The organism is Roseateles chitinivorans, assembly GCF_002761755.1.
Taxonomy (GTDB): Bacteria; Pseudomonadota; Gammaproteobacteria; order Burkholderiales; family Burkholderiaceae_C; genus Roseateles; species Roseateles chitinivorans.
In genome coordinates this window covers 19540-45078 of record NZ_PEOG01000021.1, presented here as the reverse complement: position 1 = coordinate 45078, position 25539 = coordinate 19540, and the positions used below count along the sequence as shown (strand labels likewise).

Genomic DNA, 25539 nt, shown 5'->3' with positions numbered 1-25539 from the left:
GGTCTTTCTCATGCAACTCATAATGTTGCATGAAATCCAACAGCCAACTGTCCGATGTCCTGCATGTGCTGCTGCACATGGCCGAGGGGGATGGCCCCGCCACCTCGGAAGCGCTCGCCGCCGCGATGCAGACCCATCCCGTCGCGCTGCGGCGCCTGATGGGCGGCTTGCGCGAGGCCGGTTTCGTCGCCTCGGCCAAGGGGCATGGTGGCGGCTGGGTGCTTTCCTGTCCGCTGGATCGCGTCACGCTGCGCGATGTGCATGAGGCGCTCGGCGCGCCGTCGCTGGTGTCGCTCGGCTTCCGCGAGGAGCATCCGGAATGCCTGGTCGCCCAGGCCGTCAACACCGCGCTCGGCAGTGCCGTGCAGGAAGCGGAGGCCCTGCTGCTGAAGCGTCTGGGGGCGGTGACGCTGTCCACCCTGTCCCGCGACTTCCACCGGCGCAGGGTCGAGCTCGGCCACGCACCCCATCGACTCGAGGAGCATCTTCATGAAGAGTGACTTCGCCGTCATCGGCGGCAGCTATGCCGGCCTGGCCGCGGCGCTGCAACTCGCCCGGGCTCGCCGACAGGTGCTGGTCGTCGATGCGGGCCGGCGCCGCAACCAGTGCGTGGACGACCATCATGGCCACGCCCATGGCTTCCTGACGCAGGACGGCCGCGCGCCGGGCGCGATCGCTGAAGAGGCACGGACCCAGCTGCGTCGCTATCCCAGCGTGCAGTGGCTGGACGGACTGGCCGAAGACGCGCGCGTGGCGGCGGACGGCCGGCTGGAATTCCGTGTCGGGGCGGTGACGGTCAGCGCCGGACGCCTGATCCTCGCCCTCGGCGTCCGCGACGAGCTGCCACCGGTACCGGGCCTCGCGGAGCGCTGGGGGCGCAGCGTCTTCCACTGCCCGTATTGCCATGGCTACGAGATGGACCGGGGGCGGATCGGCATCATCGCGGCCTCTCCCCTGGCGCAGCACCACGGATTGATGCTGCCGGACTGGGGCGAGCCGACGCTCTTCCTGAACGGGACCTATGCGCCCGGCGACGAGGAGCTCGACGCCTTCGCGCGGCGCGGCACGCGCGTGGAGCCCACGCCGATCGCGCGCATTGAGGGGCACGCCGACGTGGTGCTGCAGGACGGCCGGACACTGGCGATGAGCGGACTGTTCACGCAGCCGCGGACCTCGCTGTCGAGCCCGATCGCCGCGCAGCTCGGTTGTGCGATGGAGGAGGGTCCGATGGGACCGTTCATCAAGGTCGGGCCGATGCAGGACACCAGCGTGCCCAAGGTCTTTGCCTGCGGTGACGCCGCCCGCGCGGCTGGCAGTGTCACGCTGGCGGTGTCGGACGGCGCGATGGCCGGCTTGGGCGCGCACCGGTCGACGATGGTCTGAAACGACGAAGGCCCCGCAGGGCCTTCGTTCTTCAGTCGACGATCACCACGGCAGCCGGGCCACCGTGCGATGAGGAAGCGGTGGGCGCCTCAAGGCAGCCGGATCCGGTCGCCCTCGCGCACCTCGCGGGTCTGCTGGCGGCCACGGCCCAGCGTGAAGGTCACGCGAAGCGTCTTCTGCTCGCCATAGGCCGGGTCGCCGCCGAACAGGTCGTTGTCGACGCGCACATCGAGGATGCCGCCACGGCTGATCGAACGCAGGCGGTCCGTCACATCCACGGCGCGGCCGCCGCTGCCGTAGGTGGCGCGCACGATGTACAGCCGCTCCTGGACCGGGCCGTAGCCGTCGGGGTTGTAGCTGCCGGGTCGGCCGTCCCAGCCGCCATTCCAGCCGCCCTGCCCCCAGTCGCCGCGGCCCCAGCCGGTGAACTGGCTGCCGTCGATCCAGGCGCCCTCGCGGTAGTCGAAGGTACGCACCTGGCCGCTGCGGTCGCGGGCGTAGATGCGCAGCATCTTCGTACGGCCGACCGCCGGGTCGTCGCGGAACAGGTCGTTGGTCACCCGCACCTTCGCGTCGCGGCGTGCCAGCTCGCGCAGGCGGCCGGTGACGTCGATGCTGGCTTCGGGCACGCCATAGCGCGCGCCGAGGATCGCGTAGGCACCGTCGTCATTGCCGCCGGGACCGTCCCAGCCACCGCTGCCGCCCTGGCCCCAGTCGCCGCGCCGCCAGCCGGTGAAGTCGTTGCCGTCGATGACGCTGCCCTCGCGGAACTCGAACACGCGGCTGCCGCCATCGCGGTTGCGCGCATAGATGCGCAGCACCTTCGTGCGCCCGACGTCCGGGTCGTCGCCGAAGAGCCCGTTGGTCACCCGCACGCGGTCGTCGCGCCGGGCCAGTTCCTTCAACTGGTCGGTGACGTCGATGTTGTGCTGCGGCGTGCCGTAGCGCGCATTCAGGATCTGCCAGTCGCCGTCGTCCCTGGCCCAGGCGGAGCTTCCGGTCAGCATCGTCGCCAGCAGCGTCAGCACCGCCAGCAGCCATCGCGCCAACGCGCGGTCCGGCCGCCGGGCCGGCATGGAGGTCGAACTCATCGCCATCGCATTCATCGCTCTGCTCCTGTTTCTTTCCTGTTGTCCGGAGTCGGGGATCGGGTCCTCCTCCCGCAGCCCGCGGCCGCGCTCCTGGGAGGGAGCCGGATGTTGCCTCAACGGCAGGGCTTTCCCGATGGTGCACGCACGATTCTTCGAGGTGTTACGACCGGTCACCGCACCCGGCACCGGCACCCGCCGCCGCGCATACGCCATGTGCCGTATATGCCGAGCCGGCCCGGCTTCCTAGCATCCGGTCACTTCCCGAAGTCCTGTGAAGTCCCGCTGACCTCCTCTTCATCCAACGGAGCTCCCCATGTCCTCGCATCCCAAAGCCCCCCGCCGCTTCACGCTCAAGACGCTGGCCGTCGCCGGCGCGCTGGCTGGCCTGAACCTCGCCGCCCTGCCCGCCTTCGCCGCCGACACCATCAAGGTCGGCGTGCTGCACAGCCTCTCCGGCACGATGGCGATCTCCGAGACCGTGCTCAAGGACACCGTCCTGATGGCGATCGACGAGATCAACGCCAAGGGCGGCGTGCTGGGCAAGAAGCTGGAACCGGTGGTGGTCGACCCCGCGTCGAACTGGCCGCTCTTCGCCGAGAAGACCCGCCAGCTGCTGACGCAGGACAAGGTGGCGGTGATCTTCGGCTGCTGGACCTCGGTGTCGCGCAAGTCGGTGCTGCCGGTGGTCGAGGAGCTCAACGGCCTGCTCTTCTATCCGGTCCAGTACGAGGGCGAGGAACTCAGCAAGAACGTCTTCTACACCGGCGCCGCGCCGAACCAGCAGGCGATCCCGGCGGTCGACTACCTGATGTCCAAGGACGGCGGCGGCGCCAAGCGCTGGGTGCTGCTGGGCACCGACTACGTCTACCCCCGCACCACCAACAAGATCCTGCGCGCCTACCTGAAGAGCAAGGGCGTGAAGGACAGCGACATCGACGAGAAGTACACCCCCTTCGGCCACAGCGATTACCAGACCATCGTCGCGGACATCAAGAAGTTCTCGGCCGGCGGCAAGACCGCGGTCGTGTCGACGATCAACGGCGATTCCAACGTGCCCTTCTACAAGGAACTGGGCAATGCGGGGCTGAAGGCCAAGGATGTGCCGGTGGTCGCGTTCTCGGTCGGCGAGGAGGAACTGCGCGGCGTGGACACCAAGCCGCTGGTCGGCCACCTGGCGGCGTGGAACTACTTCATGTCGATCAAGAATCCGACCAACGATGCCTTCATCAAGAAGTGGTCGACGTATGCGAAGGCGAAGAACATCCCGGGCCACAAGGACAAGCCGCTGACCAACGATCCGATGGAGGCGACCTACATCGGCATCAACATGTGGAAGCAGGCCGTCGAGAAGGCCAAGTCGACCGACGTCGACAAGGTCATCGCGGCCATGGCCGGGCAGACGTTCACGGCGCCATCGGGCATCACGTCCAAGATGGATGAGAAGAACCACCATCTGCACAAGTCGGTGTTCATCGGCGAGATCCGCGCCGACGGCCAGTTCAACGTCGTGTGGAAGACGCCCGCCCCCGTGAAGGCCAAGCCCTGGAGCCCGTACATCGCGGGCAACGAGGGCAAGCCCGACGAACCGGCGAAGAAGTGATGCGGGCCGCCCTGCTCCTCGGACTGTCGCTGGCCATCGCCCTCCTCGCGCCGCCGGCGCATGCGGTGACGCAGGCGCAGGCGCTGTCCGTGGCGCAGGGCGAGACCGACGATCGCATCGCCGCGATCGGCCGGCTGGTCGCGGCGCCGGACGACCGCACCGCCGCGCTGCTGCAGGCGCTGTCGGAGGAACGCCTCAAGATCGGCCCCGACCAGCGCGTGCTGATCGCCTCGGAGGCCGGCGTCACCGATGCCGCCACCGGCGCGGCGGTCGCCATCGCTCCCGATGCCTTGTCCTCGCTCGAGGACGTGATGCTCAACAACCGCCTGCGCGGCGAACTCGACGGCGCGCTGGCCGCGCTGCGCCTGTCCAGCCCGGACAGGGCCGCGCGCCTCGCCGCCGCGAAGGCGTTGCTCGACGCCGGCGGCGACGATTCACGCGTCGCCCTGCTCGACGGGGCGATCGCCAAGGAGCGCGACACCGCGATCCTCGACGCGCTGAAGCTCGCGCGCGCCGCCGCCCTCGCGGCGAGTCCCGACCGCAGCAAGCGCCTGGATGCCGCGAAGCAACTCGGCGAATCCCACAGCCCCGAAACCCGGCTGCTGCTGAATCAACGCCTCGCCGAGGAACAGGACCCCGACGTCAAGCGCGCGCTGCAGCGCTCGCTGCGCGCCGTCGAGGACACGCTGGCCTGGGGCGAGCGCCTGGGCGCGCTGTTCACCGGCATCAGCCTGGCCAGCATCCTGCTGCTGGTCGCGCTGGGCCTGGCCATCACCTATGGCCTGATGGGCGTGATCAACATGGCCCATGGCGAGCTGATGATGATCGGCGCCTATGCGACCTACCTGGTGCAGGTCGCCTTCCGCCAATGGGCACCGGCCTGGTTCGACGCCTACCTGATCGTCGCCATGCCCGCCGCCTTCCTCGCCTCGGCGCTGGTCGGCGCGGCGCTGGAGCGGACGGTCATCCGCTGGCTCTATGGCCGGCCGCTGGAAACGCTGCTCGCCACCTGGGGGCTGAGCCTGGTGTTGATGCAGGCGGTGCGCTCGCTCTTCGGGGCTCAGAACGTCGCCGTGGAGAGCCCCGCGTGGATGGGCGGCTCGCTCGCGCTGCTGCCGGGACTCGCCCTGCCGACCAACCGGCTCGTGATCATCGGCTTCGCGCTGGTGGTGCTGGGCGGCATGTCGCTGTTGATCGCCCGCACGCGGCTCGGTCTCTTCGTCCGCGCCGTCACCCAGAATCGCCCGATCGCCTCCTGCATGGGCGTGCCCACCGCGCGCGTGGACACCTACGCCTTCGCGCTCGGCTCCGGCCTGGCGGGCCTGGCCGGCTGCGCGCTGAGCCAGGTCGGCAACGTCGGCCCGGACCTCGGCCAGAGCTACATCGTCGACGCCTTCATGGTCGTCGTGCTGGGCGGGGTCGGCCAACTGGCGGGCACCGTGCTCGCGGCACTGGGCCTGGGGCTGGCCAACAAGGCGCTCGAGGGCGTCGTCGGCGCGGTGCTGGCCAAGATCGCCGTGCTGCTCTTCATCATCGTCTTCATCCAGAAGCGGCCGCAGGGCCTGTTCGCGGTCAAGGGCCGCGCCCAGGAGACCTGAGATGCGCCCGGACTCCGCCATGACCGCCTTCCCTCTTCCGGCCGCCGCTCCGGCCGCCGCCCCGGTCGCTCCATCGCTGGTGCTGCCCCAGCGCCCGGCCCTGCTCGGCCGGGCCGGCTGGCTCGCCGTGTTCGCCGCGCTGGCGCTGGCCTGCGTCGTCGTGCCGGCGCTCAACCTGCTGGTGCCGCCGGACAGTCCGCTGCACCTGGACGGCTACTGGATCAGCCTGCTCGGCAAGTTCTGCTGCTATGCGATGTGCGCGCTGGCGATGGACCTGATCTGGGGCTTCGCCGGCATCCTGTCGCTGGGCCACGGGCTCTACTTCGCGCTGGGCGGCTACGCGATGGGCATGTACCTGATGCGCCAGATCGGCACCGACGGCCAGTACCGCAGCACGCTCCCCGACTTCATGGTCTTCCTCGACTGGAAGGAGCTGCCCTGGCACTGGGCGCTCAGCGACAGCTTCCTCGCCACGATGCTGCTGGTGCTGCTCGTGCCCGGCGGCATCGCCTTCGTCTTCGGCTTCTTCGCCTTCCGCTCGCGCATCAAGGGCGTGTACTTCTCGATCATCACGCAGGCGATGACCTACGCCGCGATGCTGCTGTTCTTCCGCAATGAGACCGGCTTCGGCGGCAACAACGGCTTCACCGATTTCAAGCGCCTGCTGGGCCTGTCGATCACCACGCCAGGGATGCGGATGACGCTGTTCGTGCTGAGCGCCGTCGCGTTGGTCGGCTGCTACCTCGGCCTGCGCTGGCTGACGCGCGCCAAGTTCGGCCGCGTGCTCAGCGCGGTGCGCGACGCCGAGTCGCGCCTGATGTTCTGCGGCTATTCGCCGCTGCCCTACAAGCTGGCGGCCTGGGTGCTCTCCGCATTGATCTGCGGCCTGGCCGGCGCGCTGTATGTGCCACAGGTCGGCATCATCAATCCCGGCGAGATGAGCGTCGCCAATTCGATCGAGATCGCCGTGTGGGCCGCGGTCGGCGGACGCGGCACGCTGGCCGGCCCGATCGCCGGCGCGTTCGCGGTCAACGGCGCCAAGAGCTGGCTCACCCAGGTGGCGCCGGAGTTCTGGCTCTACCTGCTGGGCGCGCTGTTCGTGGCGGTCACGCTGTTCATGCCCGACGGCATCGCCGGGCTGGTCAAGCGCAAGCTGGGCCGGAAGAAGGAGTCCTCCGCATGAGTCCCGACCTGCTCGAGCAAGGCGGCGAGCGCCTGCGCGCCGCGAGCGGCCCCGGCTACGGCCGCGTCGTCCTGCCGGGCCAGCTGGACCTGGCGCACGGCCGCATCCTCTACCTGGAGGACGTGCACGTCAGCTTCGACGGCTTCCGCGCGATCAACGGCCTCTCCATCGACATCTCGCCGGGCGAGCTGCGCTGCATCATCGGCCCGAACGGCGCCGGCAAGACCACGATGATGGACATCATCACCGGCAAGACGCGGCCGGACCGGGGCACTGTCTTCTTCGGCGGCACCATCGACCTGCTGCGCCACAGCGAGGCGCAGATCGCGCAGCTCGGCATCGGCCGGAAGTTCCAGCGACCCACGGTGTTCGAGGCGCTCAGCGTGTACGAGAACCTGGAGCTGGCGCTGCAGGGATCGCGGGCGCTGAGCGCGTCGCTGTGGGGGGTGCTCAGCGGCGAGCAAAGGGACCGGCTCGCCGAGGTGCTGATGTTGATCCGCCTGCAGGACCAGATGACGCGCGCCGCCGGACTGCTCAGCCACGGGCAGAAGCAATGGCTGGAGATCGGCATGCTGCTGGTGCAGGACCCGAAGCTGCTGCTGCTGGATGAACCGGTAGCGGGCATGACCGACCAGGAAACGGAACGCACCGCGGAACTGATCCTGACGCTGAAGGGGCGCCACAGCATCGTGGTCGTCGAGCACGACATGGGCTTCGTCGACCGCATCGCCGAGAAGGTGACGGTGCTGGCCGAGGGCTCGGTGCTGGCCGAGGGCTCGCTGGCGCAGGTGCAGGCCGATGAACGCGTGATCGAGGTGTACCTTGGACGCTGACCTTCAGGAACGGACCGCGGCGGCGCCGGGCGACGACGCGGCGCCTGCGCCGATGCTCGCGGCACGCGGCATCCACCAGTACTACGGTGGCTCGCACATCCTGCGCGACGTGTCGGTGAGCGCGACGCCGGGGCGCATCACGGTGCTGCTCGGCCGCAATGGCGTGGGCAAGACCAGCCTGCTCAAGAGCCTGATGGGGCTGGTGCCGATCCGGGCCGGCACGGTGTCGCTGGCGGGCAAGGACATCTCGCACGCCACGCCCTATCAGCGCGCGCGCGCCGGCATCGGCTACGTGCCGCAGGGGCGGGAGATCTTCGCGCGGCTGACCGTCGAGGAGAACCTGCGCATGGGCCTGGCGAGCAAGCCCGGCGGCACGCCGGTGCCGGAGCACCTTTACGCGCTGTTCCCGGTGCTCAAGCAGATGCTCAAGCGCCGCGGCGGCGATCTGTCGGGCGGTCAGCAGCAGCAGCTCGCAATCGCGCGGGCGCTGGCGGCGTCGCCGCGGCTGCTGATCCTGGACGAGCCGACCGAGGGCATCCAGCCGAGCATCATCAAGGACATCGGCCGGGTGATCCGGCGGCTCGCCGACGAGGGCCTCGACGGCCACCCGGTCGCGATCCTGCTGTGCGAGCAGTACTACGACTTCGCCGCCGAGCTGGCCGACGAGTTCCTCGTGCTGGAGCGCGGCAGCGTCATCGCGCGGGGCGACAACGCGGCGATGCAGACGGCGGAGATCCGGGGACTGGTGGCGATCTGAGGTCGGTCGTCCGGACGACGGCCCGCCGCCCATCGGCACGGGGTCGCCGGGGCGCCCGCCGGCGGTCAGAGCGCCGCGTTGAACGTCAGCGTGAACACATCGTTGTACTTGCTGCCGGGGTGCTTCAGCATCTCGTCGACGCTGTCCTTGCGCGCCTCGACGTGCAGCTTCGACCTGATGTTGCTCATGTAGCCGCTGAACATCCTCATGAGCACGGGCTGGTTGACGAGCAGCTCCATTCGCTCCACAGGCTCTGCCGCAGGGAAGTTGTAGACGCCGGGGATCGTCATCAGCACCGAGTACGGCACCCGGCTGTTCCCGCCATTGGCCAGAGTGCAGCGGTCGCCGACCGCCGAGGCACAGCTGAGCGTGACGGTGAATGGGGCCCCGACGAAGATCTCGAAGCCGAGGTCCCGCCTCAGTTGCTGTGGCGCAGCCCCTCCCGCGGCCCAGGCCGTCCATCCCATCGGAGGCTCCAGCACCGCTCTCCGATTGCCGTCGGCCATCAGCACATACAGGTCGGCGCGGACCTTCAGCTCAAAGGCCACTTCGATCCTGGATCGCGACGGCAAGGCACTGAGACCGAAATCGAAGTCGCCTCCCGGGCCGATCGTGTAGTCCAGCTTGCCGACATAGGTGCCATTCCGCATCGAGCGCGGGTCTGGCGTCACCAGTTCGTAGCCCACCCCATGTCCGTCCGGAATCTGGAACGTGCCGGCCGGGATGGTGGTCTTCGGCTTGATGGCACACGAGGTCTGCGGCGACTCCACCGGCACATCCCAGATCCACATGACATCCGAAGGATTCATGCTCCCCACCAGCAGGTTGCAAGGACCCAGCGCGGCGCTGCCAAAGGGCAAGTACTCCCAGAACTGGAGGTAGTCATGAGGCGCCGCGGTCCGGTACCTGCCGACGTATGACGTCACCCGGAACTTGACCACGGCGCGGCGCCCGGAGAGCGAGTCGACAACCGGCACCTCCCTGAAGGCACTCGGAAAGCGGAAGTAGAGCCACTCCTCGCGGGGTGCATCCGGTCGCATGTCGCGGTAGTTCACCGTGCCCAGGGGGAAATCGGTGAACTTCCTCCGCTGGCACATGCTCGACGCAGTGGTGCAGATCGGCGATTGCGGCGTCGTGTCCTGGAACTGCACCTGCCACGAGGTGGAAGCGCGGGCGTTGTATTCGGCCTTGATGGTCACGTCAGCCGCCTGGACGGCAGGACCACTCGACACTGCCACGGCAACTACGACCTTCCACAGCAGCGCGACAGCGCCCGACGCAGGCTTCAAGCAGGGATGTGGCGACATCGGGCCACGCGCGATTCGTTTGGAAATCATCTGGGGGGCTTCATCCGCCTTGGCGACCTGGGGTCGCTGACACGTGGGCATTGGGGTCCGTCGGGCACGACACGTCGCCCAGGAGCAATGCGTCGCCATCGCGGCGGGCCAGGCTCTGTCCGAGCATCACCCGGCACTCGCCGGCGCTGGCATGCCGGATCCTCAACACGGGATCGCGCTCGCTCACTTCGAGCGAGAACATGCCATCCACCTCGGTGACCGCCTGCCCGGCGTGGTTGTCCACACGCCCGCCCTTGGCCGGTTGACCGTCCTGATCGATCAAGCGGCCAATGACGGTCATCGTCCTCATCACGCGGACGGTGCGAAAGCCGACCCCGCCCTTGTTCAGGTGATAGGCCAGCAGGGCTGGTTGCACGGCGGCCGAAGGGGCAGAGACAGCGTCGAAGTCCAGCTGCAGATTTCCCGACCGGTACGCGGTGACCGGCACGAAATTCCGTCCGGGATGCAGGGGCACACCGATCCCCTGGTTGTCCTGCGCCCACAAGGCGGCTTCGGGCATGTCGCTGTCGACGTCGATGATCACGCCCGTGTCGGCCGATGCGGCCTGGGGCTGGCCGGACATCGCCACGCCGCCGGCGGCGACGGCGAGCGAACTGCTGAGGTTGGCGCCGCCGCTCCAGCCGCGGTTCATCGACGAACGCTGCAGGAAGATGTCGCCCTCGACCAGGTCGTGCTGCACTGCGGCCGCGCCGCTGAGCCCGACGCCATGCCGATCGAACGACGCCGAGCCGCTGACGTGGGTCAGGTAGGATCCGGACAGGCTCTGCCGAACGCCGACGCTGGCATGGACATCGCGGCGCCCCAGGGCATCCGACCGGACGCCGGTGCTCATGCTGTAGCCGCGACTTCCCTCGCCCAGGGACATGCTGAGGGTGAGAGTCACGCCGCGGTCGCGCCGTCCGATCCAGTGGCTCATGGGCCGATCGAAGAGCGACACGGTGATGTGAGCCTCGGTGCCAAACAGCTTGCGCTGATGCGTGAGACCCAGATCGATGCCGGTCCCGGGAGACACCCCCTCCGCACGCGCCAGGTGCCCGGTGAGGCGTGTGCTGGATGCCCACTGGTGGGTCCAGGTCAGCGAGCTGTTGGCTTGCCGCCGATGGCTGACCGTCGCAGGCCATCCCTGATGCAGCCGAAGCCGGCTGGCGTTGTGGCTCCCCGTCAGCGTCCCGCCGTCGTAGCGGTACATGGCCTGCACGTCGATGCCGGCGCCGCGTTCGGTGGAGTGCGACGCGCCGAGGTACAGCTGAACGACGTCCGCCGCTGTCCAGTCCAAGGAGGCCGCGACAGAGCGCCTCGCCCCCGCTTGTTGCAAGGCACCGCCGACGACCAGGCGCGGATGCACCAGATAGTTCACCGCGCCCCCGGCGGTCAGTGCCCTCGCAGCGCCGGCGTGACCACCGGCCAGTTCGCGTTCCTGACCGGCAAACAAGGCGTAGCGCCAAGGGCGAGCGGTATCGGCCCAAGCTGTCGGCTTGTAGATCAGGTCCTTGCGCGTGGAGGCGAGCTTTCCGTCCTCGATGAGGCGGACCTCCACCTCATAGATGCCGGTCGGGAGCGTCCGGGTATTGATCGCCTGAAGGCCCGCATCCACCGGCTGCGTGTAGATCAGCAATCCGTCTCGAAGCAGCTCCACGACGCCCTGCCGGCTGGCCGTCACATGCAGCGGCGCCATGCTCGGCATGGCCTGCGCGACCTCCAGGGCGTCGGACGTGCCGACCATGACGCCAAGGGTCGCGTCCGGCAATCCATCGGGCGCACGCGGCGCGCGGACCCGTCCCTGGAAGTCCGGCACGAACAGCCCGCCACGAATGAACGCGCCTTCCATCTCACGCTGGAAGTACAGACGAGACAGGACCTGCTGCCGCGCCCCCGGGGCCGCCCCCCTGCGCGAAGCCAGGAAGGTGCCCACGCCCGTCCATTGGCCGGCACTGCCGATCGCATCCACCGAATAACGTCCGGAGAATGGCTGGTCCTTGCCACCCGCCACATTCAGCGAGTTGTGCAGCATCAGCCCATGACTTCCGCCGTCAGGCAACTGGTGGTACCGGTCGTCGGTGGCGACCCGTTCCGCCCGCGCGGTCAGGATGGACAGCGTCGAGGTCTGCAGGCTGTAGGCCACCGCGACGACGCCTTCGCACTCGCGCTCGCAGTTCCCGAGCGATCGCGGCTCCTTCAGGAAATGAAGCCAGCGCGTCTGGTCCTCCGCCGACGTGCCGCCAGCGTCCTTGATCCATTCAATGAGCTGCACCCGCCCCTCCGCCGTCAGGACGCCCATCGCATCCGACAGCGGTTTGCCATCGACCTCCACGCGCATGGCGAGCGGCACATCGAAGAAGTGCTCCTTGAACTCCTCGGGCAGCAGCTTCGCCTGCGCCGCCAGCGACAGCTCGTCTTGTGCCCGGACCGTGCCCGCCGCCGCCCAGGCCAGCGTCACGGCGAATGCAAGCGGGAGGACCCGCCCTTTGGAATACGTCATGGGAATGGCGTTGAAAGGGGCGCCGAAGCGCCCCCCCGTCTCAGATCAGATTCAGATCAGATGGTGGAATCGAACACCATCGCGACTTGGCCGTTGTAGGTGCCCGGCGTCGACGTCGCCGTACTCGGGGTCAGCGTCACGGACACCCGCTTGCCGGTTGCCGCCGTGGCCTTGTCCAGGACTTCGACCGTCTGCGAACTGCCCACATTCAGCGTCTTGCCGTTGATCACGACATCGATGCCGATCTTCTTGTTGGCTGCGCCTAGAAGTTCGGCCGTGGTCAGCAGGTAGGCCCGGACGGCACCGATCGTGCTTTTGATCTCCAACGATCGGCTCATCGGCTGCAGGGCGCCGTTGGAGTAGCCGAAGCTCTGGATCTCGGAGGCATTCCAGGTCGGCGAGGCGGTGACGTAGAAGGTCGCCGTCGGGATCTCGGCGAAAACCGCGATCGACAGATCCTTGGTTTCCGCCATTGCAGCAGTCGACGCAGCGGCGAAGGCGGCAGCAGCGACGGCGGACTTGAAGAATCGAACGGGATTGAACATGGAATGGAATGTCTTGTGAATGAATTGAAGAAGTGAGGCGGTTTGATTACTCGATGTTGATTGGCTTTCTCTTGTCTCCTTCCACGAGCGTGAATTGAACGATTTGCCCGGCACGTCTGTGCAGCGGCAGATCCGCGCCTGGACGGACGTGGCGGACAACCGGGGAATCGCAGTGCTGCTGCGATTCATCGCACAGCACGAGGGCGTCCAGCACGATCGTGCTGTTGCCTTGATTACGGACGACCACCTGGTCGGTGGCCTTGTCGATCCGGGTATCGAAATGAACTGCCCGAGGCCGCACGATCGTGATCGCGCCGTAGCCGGTGAGGACATTCACCCCCGCCTGCAATTCGTCCTTGTATTGCTCGCGCTGGGCGTCTGGCAGTGCGAAGCCGTCGCCGAGGTCGGGCAGCACGGGAATGAATCGCACGCGGTAGTGGCGCTCGACGTCACGCTCGCCGCGAAACAGCAGTCGAGTGGCCTGCACGCCGCCGGCCGGGACGATCAATCGCATGGGACTGGCCATCAACCCGACGCCACCGGTGCCGAGGCTCTTGAGGTCCACCGGGCGCTCTTCGCTGTCGCCCCCTTCCCGATAAATGATCTCGCTGATCGACACCTTGACGAAGGCCGTCGATTCGCCGGTATTGCGAACCTGCTTCAGCAGCGTGCTCTTCTCCGGCGCCAGATAGTCGAACATCGATCCGATGCTGATCACCGGTGCCGCGCCAGCACTCGAGGAAAGGAATGCCGCGCCGGCGATCAAGCATTTGGAGATTTCTCTGGGCAAGGACATGTGGGCTCCCGGGAGAGCAATGCCGGGCCGATCCCGGACTGCGCTCACATTGCGGGGGCGTCAGTTGCCCACTCGAATGACCGGGTTCCTCGCACGAGACCGGAGCGAGTGCGATTCCGTCAAAACGTGGACCCACGCGTCGGGGCGATTCGGAAAGCGCAAAGCCGGCCCATCCCTCCCGGGACGGCCGGCTTCGCTCGTGGGTCCGGCAGCGGGGCGCTTGCCCCGTCGCCTCAATCCGCCTGGATCTTCGCCGCCTTGATCACCTTGCCCCAGCGCTCGAACTCCGCGTCCGCGTGCGCCTGCAACTGCCGCGGATCCATGTAGTCCGCGGTGGCGCCCAGCTCGGCCGCCTTCTTCCTGAACTCGGGCGTGGCCAGGATCTTCTGGATCTCGGCGGTCAGCTTGTCGACGACCGCCTGCGGCGTCTTCGCCGGCGCGAAGACGGCGAACCACGACCCCGCGTCCAAGTGCGGCAGGCCGGCCTGCGACGCCGTCGGCACGTCAGGCAGCGACGACAGACGCTCCTTGCCGGTCACGGCCACCGCGCGCAGCTTGCCCGACGCGATGAAGGGCATGAACGGCGGCGGCGTACCGAAGGTCAGGTCGACTTGACCGCCCAGCAGATCCTGCAGCGCCGGGCCGGTGCCCTTGTAAGGGACATGGACCAGCTCGATGCCTGCCTGCTGCTCCAGCATCACCCCGGTGACGTGCTGCAGCGAGCCGTTGCCCGAAGAGGCGAAGGTCAGCTTGCCGGGGTTCTTCTTCGCATGCGCGACCAGCTCGGCAACGGTCTTCGCCGGCACGCCCTCGCGGACGACGATCAGCTGCGGCGCGGTCAGCACATTGGCGACGGGGCGCAGGTCCTTCAGCTCCCAGGCGGCCTTCTGGAGGTGCGGCGTGATCACGTGGTAGCCGGAGTACTGCATCAGGATCGTGTAGCCGTCCGGCTCGGCGCGCCGGGTCGCGACGGCGGCGAGCGCGCCGCTGGCACCCGAGCGGTTGTCGACGACCACCGTCTGGCCCAGCGCCTTGCCCAGCGGCTCGGCGAGCATGCGGGCGGCGATGTCCGTCGTGCCGCCCGGGGCGGCGCCCACCAGCATCGTGATCGGCTTGTTGGGATACGGCGTCTGCGCCTGCGCGACACGCAGGGGCGCGAGCAGCGCGGCCGTACTGGCCGCCAGGGCGGCGGCGGTGGCGACCGCGGTGACGCGGCGGCGGATCGGGTTCATGGCTTGTCTCCGGAAGGGACCGCTCGTGGCGGCGTTGTCATTGAGGTCGAAAGGGAACCGGGGGCGGACGCATGCTCGGACGTCCTCGAGGGTCCTCGGGCTGGGGCCGTCAGACGTCGCGGGCCAGCGCGCGCTCGCGGATCGACTCGAAGTCGCGTGGCCGCGGATGCAGGTCGAGCCTGCGCCCGGCGCTGACGATCTGGCTCGGCACCGCGTGGCCGATCAGCGGCGGCAGGCGCTTCGCGGCGGCGATCAGCCGCTCAAGGTCCACGCCGGTGTCGCAGCCCATGCACTGCAGCGCATGCACGATCTCCTCGGTGCAGACATTGCCGGTCGCGCCCGGCGCGTAGGGACAGCCTCCCAGACCACCGAGCGACGCGTCGAAGCGGTCGGCACCCGCGTCCATCGCCGCGATCACATTGGCCAGGCCCATGCCGCGCGTGTTGTGGAAGTGCAGCGTCAACTCGGTGCCGGGCCAGCGCTCGCGGAAGGCCCGCACCAGCGCGACGACCTGCGTCGGGTAGGCCATGCCGGTGGTGTCGCACAGCGTCACGCCGCGCGCGCCGAGCTGCTCGACGAAATGACCGCACCAGCCGAGCACGGTCTGCACCGGCACGTCGCCTTCCATCGGGCAACCGAAGGCGCAGGACAGCGACACGTTCACCGCGGCGGCAGCCCGGTGCGCCATCGCGGCGACCTCGGCCAGCCCGGCGAAGGACTGCGCCCGCGTCATGCGCAGGTTGGCCAGGTTGTGGCTCTCGCTGGCGGACATCACCAGGTTGAGCTCGTCGGCGCGCGCCTCGATCGCGCGCTCGGCGCCGCGGACATTGGGCACCAGCACCGTGTAGACCACGCCGGGTCGGCGGGTGATGCCGTGCATGACCTCCGAGGCGTCGGCCAGCGCCGGGATCGCCTTCGGCGAGACGAAGGCGGTGACCTCGATCTTGGCCAGGCCGGCCTCGGACAGCGCGTCGACGAGCGCGATCTTGTCGGCGGTCGGCACGAAGACCGCCTCGGCCTGCAGGCCGTCGCGCAGGCCGACGTCCTGCATGAACAGGCGGCGTCCGGCGCCGTTCCAGACGTCGGCGCTCGCGCGCGGGGCGACGGCGGACATGGGGGAGGCAGTCGTCATCGCGGCGCCTCAGGCAACGATCTTGCGTTCGCGCAGCGCGGCGATCTGCTCGGCGGTGAGACCGATCTCGCGCAGCACCTCGTCCGTGTCGCCGCCCAGCCGGGGCGCGGCGCGGCGCACCGCGCCCGGCGTGCCCATCAGCTTGGGCACGATGCCCGGCACCTCGATCTCATGACCGTCGCGGGTCTGCTGCCGCAGGATCATGTCGCGCGCCCGGAAGTGCGGGTCCTCGACGATGTCCTTGGCGGTGTAGACACGGCCCGCGGGCACGCTCGCCGCCGCCAGCGGCGTCAGCACCTCCTCGACGGTGCGCGTCGCCGCCCAGGCGCCGATCGCGGCGTCGATCTCCTCGACACGCGCGACGCGTCCGGCGTTGTTGGCGAGCGCCTCGTCCTGGCCCAGGTCCTCCCGGCCGATGACCTGCATCAGCCGCTTGAAGATCGAATCGCCATTGCCGGCGATCAGCACGACGCCATCGGCACAGAGGTAGGCGTTGGACGGCGCGATGCCCGGCAGCGCCGAGCCGGCCGGTCCCCGCACGGCGCCGAAGGCGCTGTACTCGGGAATCAGGCTCTCCATCACGTTGAGGACCGCCTCGGTCAGCGCCATGTCGATGACCTGGCCGCGGCCGCCATTGACCTTGCGGTGATAGAGCGCGGTCAGCACGCCGATCGTGCCGTGCAGCGCGGCCAGCGTGTCGCCGATCGAGATCCCGCATCGCACCGGCACCCGGCCCGGCTCGCCGGTCAGGTGGCGCAGGCCGCCCATCGCCTCGCCGATCATGCCGAAGCCCGGCAGGTCGCGGTACGGGCCGGTCTGGCCATAGCCGCTGATGCGCAACATGATCAGGCCGGGATTGGCCTTGGCGAGTTCCTCATAGGACATGCCCCAGCCCTCGAGCGTGCCGGGGCGGAAGTTTTCGATCAGCACATCGGCTTCGGCGATCAGCTGGCGGGCGATGTCCTGGCCGTCCTTCTGGCGCAGGTCCAGCGCGATCGAGCGCTTGTTGCGCGACTGGACCTGCCACCACACCGAGGTGCCGTCCTGCAGCATCCGCCAGTTGCGCAGCGGGTCACCGCTGCCGGGGGCCTCGATCTTGACGACGTCGGCGCCGAAGTCGCCCAGCGTCTTGCCGGCGAAGGGGCCGGCGATGAGCTGGCCCATCTCGACGACACGCAATCCCTGCAGCGCCTGCAATCCATCCATGGTCCGTGGTCTCCTGGTGATGGGAGCGGATTCTGGGAAGGTCCGCGACGAAGCGGAAGGCGGGAGTGGCGGCGCCAGCTTTCACCGATCGCGAAAGCGGGTTGGGGTTGCCCCTAGGTGAGCCGGACCAGTTGGCGTTCGATGAAGGCGATCTCCGCGTCCGGAACCCCGGCGGCATCGGCATAGACCGGCCACAACTGGACAGCCTCCTGGACTTCATCGATCAGACGGTCGGCGCGGCGGATGCCGAATCGGTCGGCGACGCTCAGCAGGTCGGCCCGTTCAATCTGCTTGAACTTCCCGTTCACCGACATGAGGTGCTGATGCGTCCACTCCCCTTGCGGGTTGTGTGCGAAGGTGAGGTCGTACGCGGGGGCCAGTCGCCAGGCCGGGTCGTCCTCCGGGAGCAGAAAGCTCAGGTTCTTCACATGGTCGTCGCAGTTCATGCCGGCGACATTGAAGACCATGCGCCGGAAGCCTTCCACCCGGTCCTCATAGGGCAGGCCGAGCTGCGCCATCGTCAAGAAGAACTGCTCGTAGGCGTGGACGCCCTTGAGCTTGTAGTCAAGGTGCTGCATCGCGCACAAGGTCTGGATGTGGTGACGGCCGGAACTTCCGTGACGATCGAAACGCCGGGTCATGAAGTGAGCGCGGCCGTTCTCCTCGAGGAGGTCGCATTCGCTCATCTGGATACCGGCGGCACAGGCCATCAGGTGATAAGCGAACTCGATGCGCCCATAGTTCTGGGAAGCCCCCAGCTCCTTGTCCACCCCGACGCCATCGAACTTCAGCAGCCAGTGCTCGAAGCCGGGGGGCGCGTCCACCTGTCCGGAGCGAAGTTCCTTCGATTCGGGGTGGACGGCCACCACCGCCTTGGCCCGGGCCCCTCCCGCCGACGTGCCGACATCGATGATCGAACGCAACGCGGCATTGGTGTGCTCGTCGTCATCGATCGCGCCATGCACGGCCTCCCGGGCGGCTGTCACCAGCTTGCGCATGTCGATGGCACTCGACAGTCGGGCTCGAGGGCCTCGTGCTGGCTTGAAGGTCAGCGCCCCCATGGCTCGGCTGCCCATGTAGGCCAACCGGTCCAGCGCCGTGACCTCCGACGGCGAAACCCCCTGCCCGGCCATGTAGCTGTTGATCAGCGCATTGCCGAAGTCATCGGGCAAGGCATCGGCCAACAGGGCCGGCAAGCGCTTGTACGTATTGATCGGAAGGTCCGGAAAGAGGAAAACCTCCTGCCCATGGAGCGGCATGTGGAGCGGGGCCAAGTCGATGCCGATGTCGCGAAACGCCGGGTCGTATGCGAACGCGTAGAACCCGTAAGCAGGATCGAGCGCCGCGACGCCCACGAGCAGGCCCCACAGGTGGACTTCGACACGATCGACGGGAACGTAGGGCATGGGAACGGAACGCTACTTGATGGCCGCGCGACGCTTGGCCAGGAATGTCAATTTGCGACTCGCTTCCTGGGCCTGCTTCACGCTCGTGGCGGTCGCCCGTTGTCTCTGCGCGCTCTTGCGAGGCAGGCTCAGCGGATTGATCGTCGCCACCGGCGCCATGGACTCGAACCAGTGCTCGCGTCCCAACGCGCGCATCACCACCAGCAGGGTGCGTAGGGTCGAGCCGGCCCCCTTCTCGAGGTTGCGCAAGGCGCGGACGCTGATGCCGGATTGCTCCGCCACCGTGGCTTGGTCCAGGTTGCGTTGAAGTCGGAGGGCTCGGACCTTCTCGCCGATCTCTCGCTCGATGTCATCGTCGCTCAGCAGCACAGGCATTTATCTCACCATAAACGGCACATTTACGCCGATTGACTATCTTTTAATTCACTATCGGCACAATACTGCCGGTCATAAACCGACAAGTCAACTATCACAAGCGGCAGAATAACGCCGTTAGTTCGCTTTTCACGCTTCCAACAGGCAGATTTCTTCCGCTTCATGAGAGAAGCCGACGCAGCCCACCTCACCGGGGCCCTGGCTTCTCAAGGCGCCGAACACAGGTGATCGATGAACACCCGCACATGCCGCGGCAGCGCGTCGAGGTCGCGCACGCCGATGAGCAGCGTGCGTGCGGACCAGGGCTCGTCGAGCGCGACGCGGCGCAGGTCCAGCGGCTTGAGCAGCGGCTCGACCGCCGCGTCGGGCAGCACCGCGATGCCCATGCCCGCCGCCACCATCCGGCACATCGCGTCGAAGCTGCGCACCTGAATCCGGTTCTTCAGGCGCCGACCCAGCGCCTCGGTCTCCATCTCCAATCGCTTGTGCAGCGAGGTGGCCTTGGCCAGCGTCACGAAGTCGTACTCGACCGCCTGCTCCCACCGCACCGCCTTGCGCCGGGTCAGCGGATGTCCGGCCGGCGCCACCAGCACCAGCCGGTCCTGGCGGTAGTTAAGGACGTGCAGTCCGAGCGCCGGCGTGCGGTCGGCGAAGATGCCCAGGTCCGCCCGGCCATCGAGGACGGCGACCACGATCTCGTGGCTGTCCGCCTCTTCCAGCTCGATCCGGATGCGCGGGTTGTCGCGCACGAAGGCCGAGACCTGCGCCGGCAGGAACTGCGTCACCGCCGAGGTGTTGGCCCACAGCCGCACCACGCCGGTCAGGCCCGACGCGTAGTCCGACAGGTCGGCCGTCATCTGGTCCACGTCGCTGAGGATGCGCTGCGCATGCCGCTGCAGCGCCAGCCCCGCCTCGGTCAGGGTGACGCCGCGCGAATGCCGCTCCAGCAGCGTCGTGCCCAGCGAGTGCTCCAGGTCGCTGAGACGCCTGCTCGCCGCGCCGACCGCCAGCGCCGCCAGCGCCGCGCCCTGGCTGATGCTGCCGGTGCGCGCCACCAGGGCGAAGAGCGACAGCGAGACGAGATCGACGCGGTGCAGGTTCATGGCCGCCGGAGTATCCATCCGTATCCGCCGGCCCGCGCGCCGCGGGGAGCGCGAGGCCGCCGCTAACATGCCGGCCGATGTTCAGCCTCCACCGCATGTCCTTCCGCCAGATGCTGCTGATCGGCTTCCTGTCGATCGCGGGCCTGCTCGCCGCCGCCTCGCTGGGCGGCCTGCTGACGCTGGAACGGCTGACGATGCAAAGCCGCGAGGCGGTGGTGCGCGCCGCGCGCATGAGCGGCGAGGTGCAGCAGCTCGGCGATCGCGGCGTCAGCATGGAACGCGCCGCCCGCCAGTACGCGGTGCTGGAGGACCAGGCCCTGCGCCGGCGCTTCGAGGAGGATGCGGACGACGCCGAACGGGTGCTCGAACTGCTGCGCGCGCAGGGGCTGACGTCCGCGCCGCTGGTGGCCTGGAAGCGCAAGCTCGACGAGATCCGCGCGCTGATGGACAGTCCGCGCGCGCTGCCCGCCAATGCGCGCAAGCGCGAAACCGAGCTGATGACGCGCTTTCGCGAGCTCGGCGGCCTGACGGGCGGGCTGGCCGAGGACGTCCGCCGCCATGCCGAGACGAGCAATCGGGTGCTGCAGGACAAGCTCGAGAACGGCCGTGTGCTGCTCGGTCAGCAGGTGCTCGGCGCAATCGCCGTGGCCGCGCTGCTGTCGCTGGTGTTCGGCATCTTCCTGACCCGCCCGCTGCGCCGCCTGGAGCGCGCCATCGCCGGCCTGGGCGAGAACCGGCTCGACGACCGCATCGAGATCCCCGGCCCCGCCGACCTGCGCTCGCTGGGACAGCGGCTGGACTGGCTGCGCCTGCGGCTGGCGGAGCTCGATGCCGACAAGGCGCGTTTCCTGCGGCATGTCTCCCATGAGCTCAAGACGCCGCTGGCCGCGCTGCGCGAGGGCACCGCGCTGCTCGAGGACGAGGTCGCCGGGCCGCTCAACGACAAGCAGAAGGAGGTCGCCCGCATCCTGCGCGACAACACCGCCGTGCTGCAGCGCCAGATCGAGGACCTGCTGCGCTTCAATGCCGCGGCCTTCGAGGCCCGCGACCTCAAGCCGCAGCGCACCGAGCTGATGTCCCTGATCCAGGGCACGATCGACCACCAGCGGCTGCAATGGCAGGCACGCGGATTGCAGGTCCGTCTGTCTGGCGGCCCGCTCGAAGCGGAGGTCGACCCGGCCAAGATCGCGGCCGCGGTCGGCAACCTGCTCTCCAATGCGATACGCTTCGCCCCGCCCGGCGGCCACGTCGACATCGACCTCGCGCGCCAGGGCGGCCAGCTCACCATCGACTTGCGCGACGACGGCCCGGGCGTCGCGCCGGCGGACCAGGCCCGCATCTTCGAGCCCTTCTATCGCGGCGAACGCCAGCCCGACGATGCCCTCAAGGGCACCGGCATCGGCCTGTCCATCGTCACGGAGTACATCGCCGCCCATGGCGGTCACATCGACCTGCTGCCCGCCGACCAGGGCGCACATTTCAGAATCACGCTGCCATGCGCCCACACGCCACGGTCCTTGAAGTCCCTCAACGCCTGAGCGCGCGGCCTCGGGTCCCGCTTGCCGCCGTCGCCGTCGCCCTGCTGGCGGCGGGCTGCGCGCAGCAGCCGCCCCGCACCATCGTCAAGGAGGTCCGCGTCGAGGTGCCGGTGCAGGTGCCCGTCGTGGCGCCCACCGACAACGCGGCCCGCATCGTGCTCAACGCCAACGACCGCCTGCGCCAGCTCAGCCCGCTCGAGCTCGGCCAGGAAGTCGCGCCGCGCGACGACGCCTCGCTGCCGCCCGGCAACGCGGTGCAGCTGGCGCTTGCGCTGATGTTCAGCCACAACAACGGCGAGACCTTCCGCGCCCAGACGCTGCTCGACCAGGTGCTGCGCGACGCCCGACCCGAGGCCAACGAGTGGCGTCCCATCGCCCAGTTCCTCGCCGACCGCGTCGCCGAGCAGCGGCGCATGGAAGGCGAACTGGAGAAATCGAAGCAGGTCCGGGACGACCTGCAACGCCGGCTCGACGAGGCGAACCGCAAGCTCGAGGCGCTCAAGGCGATCGAACGCAGCCTCGGCGGGCCGCGCTCGGCGCTCGACAAGCCATGAGCGCAGCGCAGGGCCGTTCCCGAGCCAGCTCGCGTCCCCTCGGGGGACCGGCCGCGGCTTGCCGCGGACGAGGGGCGCACTCGAGCGCAGCGCTGGGCCGTTCCCGAGCAAGCTCAGGTCCCCTCGGGGGACCGGCCGCGGCTTGCCGCGGACGAGGGGCGCGCTCGAGCGCAGCGCAGGGCCGCCCCAAGCAAGCTCGCGTCCCCTCGGGGGACTGGCCGCGGCTTGCTGCGGACGAGGGGCTCCAATGAGCGGCGGCGCCCGACTGCTGATCGTCGACGACGACGCCGACCTGCTGAAGCTGCTGTCGATGCGGCTGGAGGCGGCCGGCTACGACGTCACCGCTGTCGCCAGCGCCGAAGCCGCGCTGGCGCAGATGGAAGTGCAACGGCCCGCGCTGGTGCTCAGCGACGTGCAATTGCCCGGCATGGACGGCCTGGCGCTGTTCAACACCATCCGCGAGCGCCATCCGGCGCTGCCGGTGATCCTGCTGACGGCACACGGCACCATCCCGGACGCCGTCGCCGCCACCGCGCAGGGCGTCTACACCTACCTGACCAAGCCCTTCGACGGCCGCGCGCTGCTGGACACCATCGCGCAAGCCCTGACCCTCACCGCGGTCCACCAGGACGACAGCCCCGACCAGGCCTGGCGGGAGGCGATCGTCAGCCGCTCCAACGTGATGGCCGAGGTGCTGGCCGAGGCGCGCCTGGTCGCGGCCTCGCAGGCCCCGGTGCTGATCCGCGGCGAGAGCGGCTCCGGCAAGGAACTGCTGGCCCGCGCCATCCATGCCGCCAGCCCGCGCGCCAAGCGGCCCTTCGTCGCCGTCAACTGCGGCGCGATCCCGGAGCCGCTGCTGGAATCCGAGCTGTTCGGTCACGTCAAGGGCGCGTTCACCGGCGCACTGGCCAACCACCGGGGGCTCTTCCAGGCCGCCGACGGCGGCACGCTGCTGCTCGACGAAATCGGCGACATGCCGCTGCCGCTGCAGGTCAAGCTGCTGCGGGTGCTGCAGGAACACCAGGTGCGCCCGGTCGGCGCCAGCGCATCGGTGCCGATCGACGTGCGCATCCTCTCCGCCACCCACCGCGACCTGGAGGCGGCGCTGGCCGAGGGCCAGTTCCGCGAGGACCTCTATTACCGCCTCAATGTCGTCAGCCTGACGCTGCCCAGCCTGGCCGAGCGCCGCGAGGACATCCCGTTGCTGGCGCAGCACTTCCTGCAGAAGCTCGCGCTGAAGTACGACAAGCGCCTCAACGGCTTCGCGCCCGATGCGCTGAAGGCGCTCACGATGGCCTCCTGGCCGGGCAATGTGCGCCAGCTCCACAACGTCGTCGAGCAGGTGAGCGCGCTGGCGACCTCGCCGCTGATCCCGCTCTCACTGGTGCAGCGCGCGCTGCGTTCGCCCAGCGTCGAAGTACTTCCTTACGCGGAAGCGCGACAGCGTTTCGAGCGGGAGTACCTGGTCGGCCTGCTCAAGCTCACCGATGGCAACGTCGCCGATGCCGCGCGGCTTGCCGACCGCAACCGGACCGAGTTCTACCGCTTGCTGCAGCGCAACGGACTGGAGCCGTCGATGTTCCGGTCGGAAGGGCCTGTCGCCGAATAGCGACAAGAAAATTCGTTCAAAATCAACAACTTGCAGAAAAACTCGCCATGCGCGTCGCCGCGCGGCGACAGAAAATCCAGGGTGCGGCAGCGCACAAAACGCGTAAGTTGTTGATATGAATAGGGAATCGCCGATGGCACGGGCCTTGCAGAAGGGCCTGCCACATGCGAACTATTCACGCCCTCACCCCTCAGGCCCGCATCCCGGCGACCAGCGCTCGCCGCCAGGCTGACCAACGTCGGTGGATCGGATCGTTCATCGGGCTGGCCGTCGGTGCCGCCCTGCTGGCCGCGGCATCCGCCGCGCAGGCCTTCGGCTTCGACGAGATCGCCGAGCGCGCCAAGGCATTGGCGGCCAAGCCCTACGTCGCGCCGCCGGACAACCTGCCGGCCGAGTTGAAGAACCTCAACTACGACCAGATGCGCGACATCCGCTTCAAGCCGGAGCGCGCGCTGTGGCGCCAGGAGCAACTGCCCTTCGAGCTGATGTTCTTCCACCTGGGCCACTACCAGACCCAGGCGGTGCGCATCAACGAGATCGTCGGCGGGCAGGCCCGGCCGGTCCCGTTCAAGCGCGAGGACTTCGACTACGGCAAGAACAGCCAGCTCTCGCCGCGCAAGTGGGGCGACGTCGGCTACGCCGGCTTCCGCGCGCATTACCACCTCAACAACGACAAGTACAAGGACGAGCTCGCCGTCTTCCTGGGCGCGAGCTACTTCCGCGTGCTGGGCGCCAACCAGCATTACGGGCTGTCGGCGCGCGGCCTGGCCATCGATACCGTCGGCGGCAAGGGCGAGGAATTCCCGCGCTTCAGCGAGTTCTGGATCGAGCGGCCCGGCGCCGACGCGAAGACGCTGACCGTGCACGCGCTGATGGACTCGCAACGCGCCAGCGGTGCCTACACCTTCGTCATCAAGCCCGGCGCCGAGACCGTCGTCGAGACCCGGGTGCGCCTGTTCATGCGCGCCCCGGTGGCGACGCTGGCGCTGGCGCCGCTGACCTCGATGTACCTCTTCGGCGAGAACCAGCCGCAGAAGGGCGACTTCCGGCCCGAGGTGCATGACAGCGACGGCCTGATGGTGGCCAGCAGCAGCGGCGAATGGATCTGGCGCCCGCTGATCAATCCGAATGGCACGCTGACCACCTCGTTCACGCTCCCGGGCGTGAAGGGCTTCGGCCTGATGCAGCGCGACCGCCGCTTCGCCAGCTACGAGGACACCGAGGCGCGCTATGAGATGCGGCCTTCCGCCTGGGTCGAGCCGACCAGCGACTGGGGCCCGGGCCGCGTGGAGCTGATGTCGCTGCACACGCCCGACGAGACGCACGACAACATCGTCGCGTACTGGGTGCCCGCCAGGCAGCCGGCCCCCGGCCAGCCGCTGGACTACAGCTATCGCCTGCACCTGCAGGGCGAGCAGCAGCAGCGCCCGCCCGGCGCCTGGGCGGTGCAGACCCGCACCGGCTACAGCTACGCCAAGCTCGACAAGAACGAGCAGCAGTTCATCGTGGACTTCGAAGGCCCTTCGCTCGCCGCACTGCCAGCCGGCGCCGAGGTCAAGGCCATCGCCAGCACCAACGCCAACGGCGAGGTGACCGAGGTCAACGCCTATCCGAACCCGGTGACCGGCGGCTGGCGCATGGCCGTCCGCATCAAGCAGTTGCGCCCCGGTCAGTCGACCGAGCTGCGCGGTTTCCTCCAGACGAAGCAGCAGGTCCTCACCGAGACCTGGAGCCTGATTCTTCCTCCCCAGTGAAGGAGCC

General features: G+C 68.7%; 22 protein-coding genes. 11 read left to right on the top strand and 11 right to left on the bottom strand.

All coding sequences use genetic code 11. From position 1 onward, the window contains the following. Nucleotides 1-29 precede the first annotated feature (29 nt). Both CS062_RS09665 and CS062_RS09660 read left to right on the top strand, forming a co-directional pair. Complete coding sequence (locus tag CS062_RS09665) at nucleotides 30-500, top strand: Rrf2 family transcriptional regulator (RefSeq protein ID WP_099861439.1); 471 nt, start codon at nucleotides 30-32, stop codon at nucleotides 498-500. Beyond that, on the top strand, nucleotides 490-1383 hold the full coding sequence (locus tag CS062_RS09660; protein WP_099861438.1) for an NAD(P)/FAD-dependent oxidoreductase: 894 nt from the start codon (nucleotides 490-492) through the stop codon (nucleotides 1381-1383). The genes CS062_RS09665 and CS062_RS09660 overlap by 11 nt, the downstream gene beginning before the upstream one ends. An 89-nt stretch (nucleotides 1384-1472) precedes the next feature. Here CS062_RS09660 and CS062_RS09655 read toward each other — a convergent pair whose 3' ends face one another. Next, nucleotides 1473-2489 (bottom strand): hypothetical protein, encoded by a 1017-nt coding sequence (locus CS062_RS09655; protein ID WP_099861437.1) that lies wholly within the window; start codon nucleotides 2487-2489, stop codon nucleotides 1473-1475. A 298-nt stretch (nucleotides 2490-2787) separates the two neighbouring features. Here CS062_RS09655 and urtA point away from each other — a divergent pair, with 298 nt between their 5' ends. From urtA to urtE, 5 genes are read left to right on the top strand one after another with little or no spacing between them, the layout of a single operon-like run. Then, complete coding sequence (gene urtA, locus CS062_RS09650) at nucleotides 2788-4074, top strand: urea ABC transporter substrate-binding protein (RefSeq protein WP_099861436.1); 1287 nt, start codon at nucleotides 2788-2790, stop codon at nucleotides 4072-4074. Next, entirely contained in the window at nucleotides 4074-5672 is a 1599-nt protein-coding gene (urtB, locus tag CS062_RS09645) for an urea ABC transporter permease subunit UrtB (RefSeq protein ID WP_099861435.1), read from the top strand. Before urtA ends, urtB begins: the two co-directional genes overlap by 1 nt. 19 nt (nucleotides 5673-5691) lie before the next feature. Next, nucleotides 5692-6855 (top strand): urea ABC transporter permease subunit UrtC, encoded by a 1164-nt coding sequence (gene urtC, locus CS062_RS09640; RefSeq protein ID WP_099861481.1) that lies wholly within the window; start codon nucleotides 5692-5694, stop codon nucleotides 6853-6855. Next, on the top strand, nucleotides 6852-7688 hold the full coding sequence (gene urtD, locus CS062_RS09635; RefSeq protein WP_099861434.1) for an urea ABC transporter ATP-binding protein UrtD: 837 nt from the start codon (nucleotides 6852-6854) through the stop codon (nucleotides 7686-7688). Before urtC ends, urtD begins: the two co-directional genes overlap by 4 nt. A gap of 52 nt (nucleotides 7689-7740) precedes the next feature. Then, nucleotides 7741-8445: an urea ABC transporter ATP-binding subunit UrtE gene (urtE, locus tag CS062_RS09630; RefSeq protein ID WP_099861480.1), complete on the top strand. Its 705-nt coding sequence runs from the start codon at nucleotides 7741-7743 to the stop codon at nucleotides 8443-8445. A gap of 65 nt (nucleotides 8446-8510) precedes the next feature. On the opposite strand, the gene CS062_RS09625 is transcribed toward urtE, so the two are convergent. The 10 genes from CS062_RS09625 to CS062_RS09580 all read right to left on the bottom strand — a co-directional run bounded on the left by CS062_RS09625 (nucleotide 8511) and on the right by CS062_RS09580 (nucleotide 20077). Beyond that, entirely contained in the window at nucleotides 8511-9644 is a 1134-nt protein-coding gene (locus CS062_RS09625; protein ID WP_099861433.1) for a hypothetical protein, read from the bottom strand. A 148-nt stretch (nucleotides 9645-9792) separates the two neighbouring features. Then, entirely contained in the window at nucleotides 9793-12282 is a 2490-nt protein-coding gene (locus CS062_RS09620) for a TcfC E-set like domain-containing protein (RefSeq protein WP_099861432.1), read from the bottom strand. Between the two features lie 56 nt (nucleotides 12283-12338). Beyond that, nucleotides 12339-12827 (bottom strand): CS1 type fimbrial major subunit, encoded by a 489-nt coding sequence (locus CS062_RS09615; protein ID WP_099861431.1) that lies wholly within the window; start codon nucleotides 12825-12827, stop codon nucleotides 12339-12341. Between the two features lie 46 nt (nucleotides 12828-12873). Next, nucleotides 12874-13623 (bottom strand): hypothetical protein, encoded by a 750-nt coding sequence (locus tag CS062_RS09610; protein WP_199174212.1) that lies wholly within the window; start codon nucleotides 13621-13623, stop codon nucleotides 12874-12876. 233 nt (nucleotides 13624-13856) lie between these two features. Then, nucleotides 13857-14855: a Bug family tripartite tricarboxylate transporter substrate binding protein gene (locus CS062_RS09605; RefSeq protein WP_099861430.1), complete on the bottom strand. Its 999-nt coding sequence runs from the start codon at nucleotides 14853-14855 to the stop codon at nucleotides 13857-13859. 109 nt (nucleotides 14856-14964) lie between these two features. Further along, nucleotides 14965-15969: a hydroxymethylglutaryl-CoA lyase gene (locus tag CS062_RS09600; RefSeq protein WP_099861429.1), complete on the bottom strand. Its 1005-nt coding sequence runs from the start codon at nucleotides 15967-15969 to the stop codon at nucleotides 14965-14967. 27 nt (nucleotides 15970-15996) lie between these two features. Beyond that, nucleotides 15997-17193 (bottom strand): CaiB/BaiF CoA transferase family protein, encoded by a 1197-nt coding sequence (locus CS062_RS09595; protein WP_099861428.1) that lies wholly within the window; start codon nucleotides 17191-17193, stop codon nucleotides 15997-15999. A 113-nt stretch (nucleotides 17194-17306) separates the two neighbouring features. Then, on the bottom strand, nucleotides 17307-18599 hold the full coding sequence (locus tag CS062_RS09590) for a type II toxin-antitoxin system HipA family toxin (RefSeq protein ID WP_099861427.1): 1293 nt from the start codon (nucleotides 18597-18599) through the stop codon (nucleotides 17307-17309). A 12-nt stretch (nucleotides 18600-18611) separates the two neighbouring features. Beyond that, complete coding sequence (locus CS062_RS09585) at nucleotides 18612-18974, bottom strand: helix-turn-helix domain-containing protein (RefSeq protein WP_199174211.1); 363 nt, start codon at nucleotides 18972-18974, stop codon at nucleotides 18612-18614. Nucleotides 18975-19180: 206 nt separating this feature from the next. After that, nucleotides 19181-20077: a LysR substrate-binding domain-containing protein gene (locus CS062_RS09580; RefSeq protein ID WP_099861426.1), complete on the bottom strand. Its 897-nt coding sequence runs from the start codon at nucleotides 20075-20077 to the stop codon at nucleotides 19181-19183. A gap of 77 nt (nucleotides 20078-20154) precedes the next feature. Between CS062_RS09580 and CS062_RS09575 the strand changes: the two genes are divergently transcribed. The 4 genes from CS062_RS09575 to CS062_RS09560 all read left to right on the top strand — a co-directional run bounded on the left by CS062_RS09575 (nucleotide 20155) and on the right by CS062_RS09560 (nucleotide 25532). Beyond that, a complete protein-coding gene (locus CS062_RS09575; protein ID WP_099861425.1) occupies nucleotides 20155-21615 on the top strand; it encodes a HAMP domain-containing sensor histidine kinase in 1461 nt (486 codons plus the stop codon). Then, nucleotides 21573-22169: a hypothetical protein gene (locus CS062_RS09570; protein ID WP_099861424.1), complete on the top strand. Its 597-nt coding sequence runs from the start codon at nucleotides 21573-21575 to the stop codon at nucleotides 22167-22169. The genes CS062_RS09575 and CS062_RS09570 overlap by 43 nt, the downstream gene beginning before the upstream one ends. Before the next feature lie 247 nt (nucleotides 22170-22416). Next, nucleotides 22417-23778: a sigma 54-interacting transcriptional regulator gene (locus tag CS062_RS09565; RefSeq protein WP_099861423.1), complete on the top strand. Its 1362-nt coding sequence runs from the start codon at nucleotides 22417-22419 to the stop codon at nucleotides 23776-23778. 164 nt (nucleotides 23779-23942) lie between these two features. Then, nucleotides 23943-25532, top strand: coding sequence for a glucan biosynthesis protein G (locus tag CS062_RS09560; RefSeq protein ID WP_199174210.1), 1590 nt, complete (start codon nucleotides 23943-23945; stop codon nucleotides 25530-25532). Nucleotides 25533-25539 lie beyond the last annotated feature (7 nt).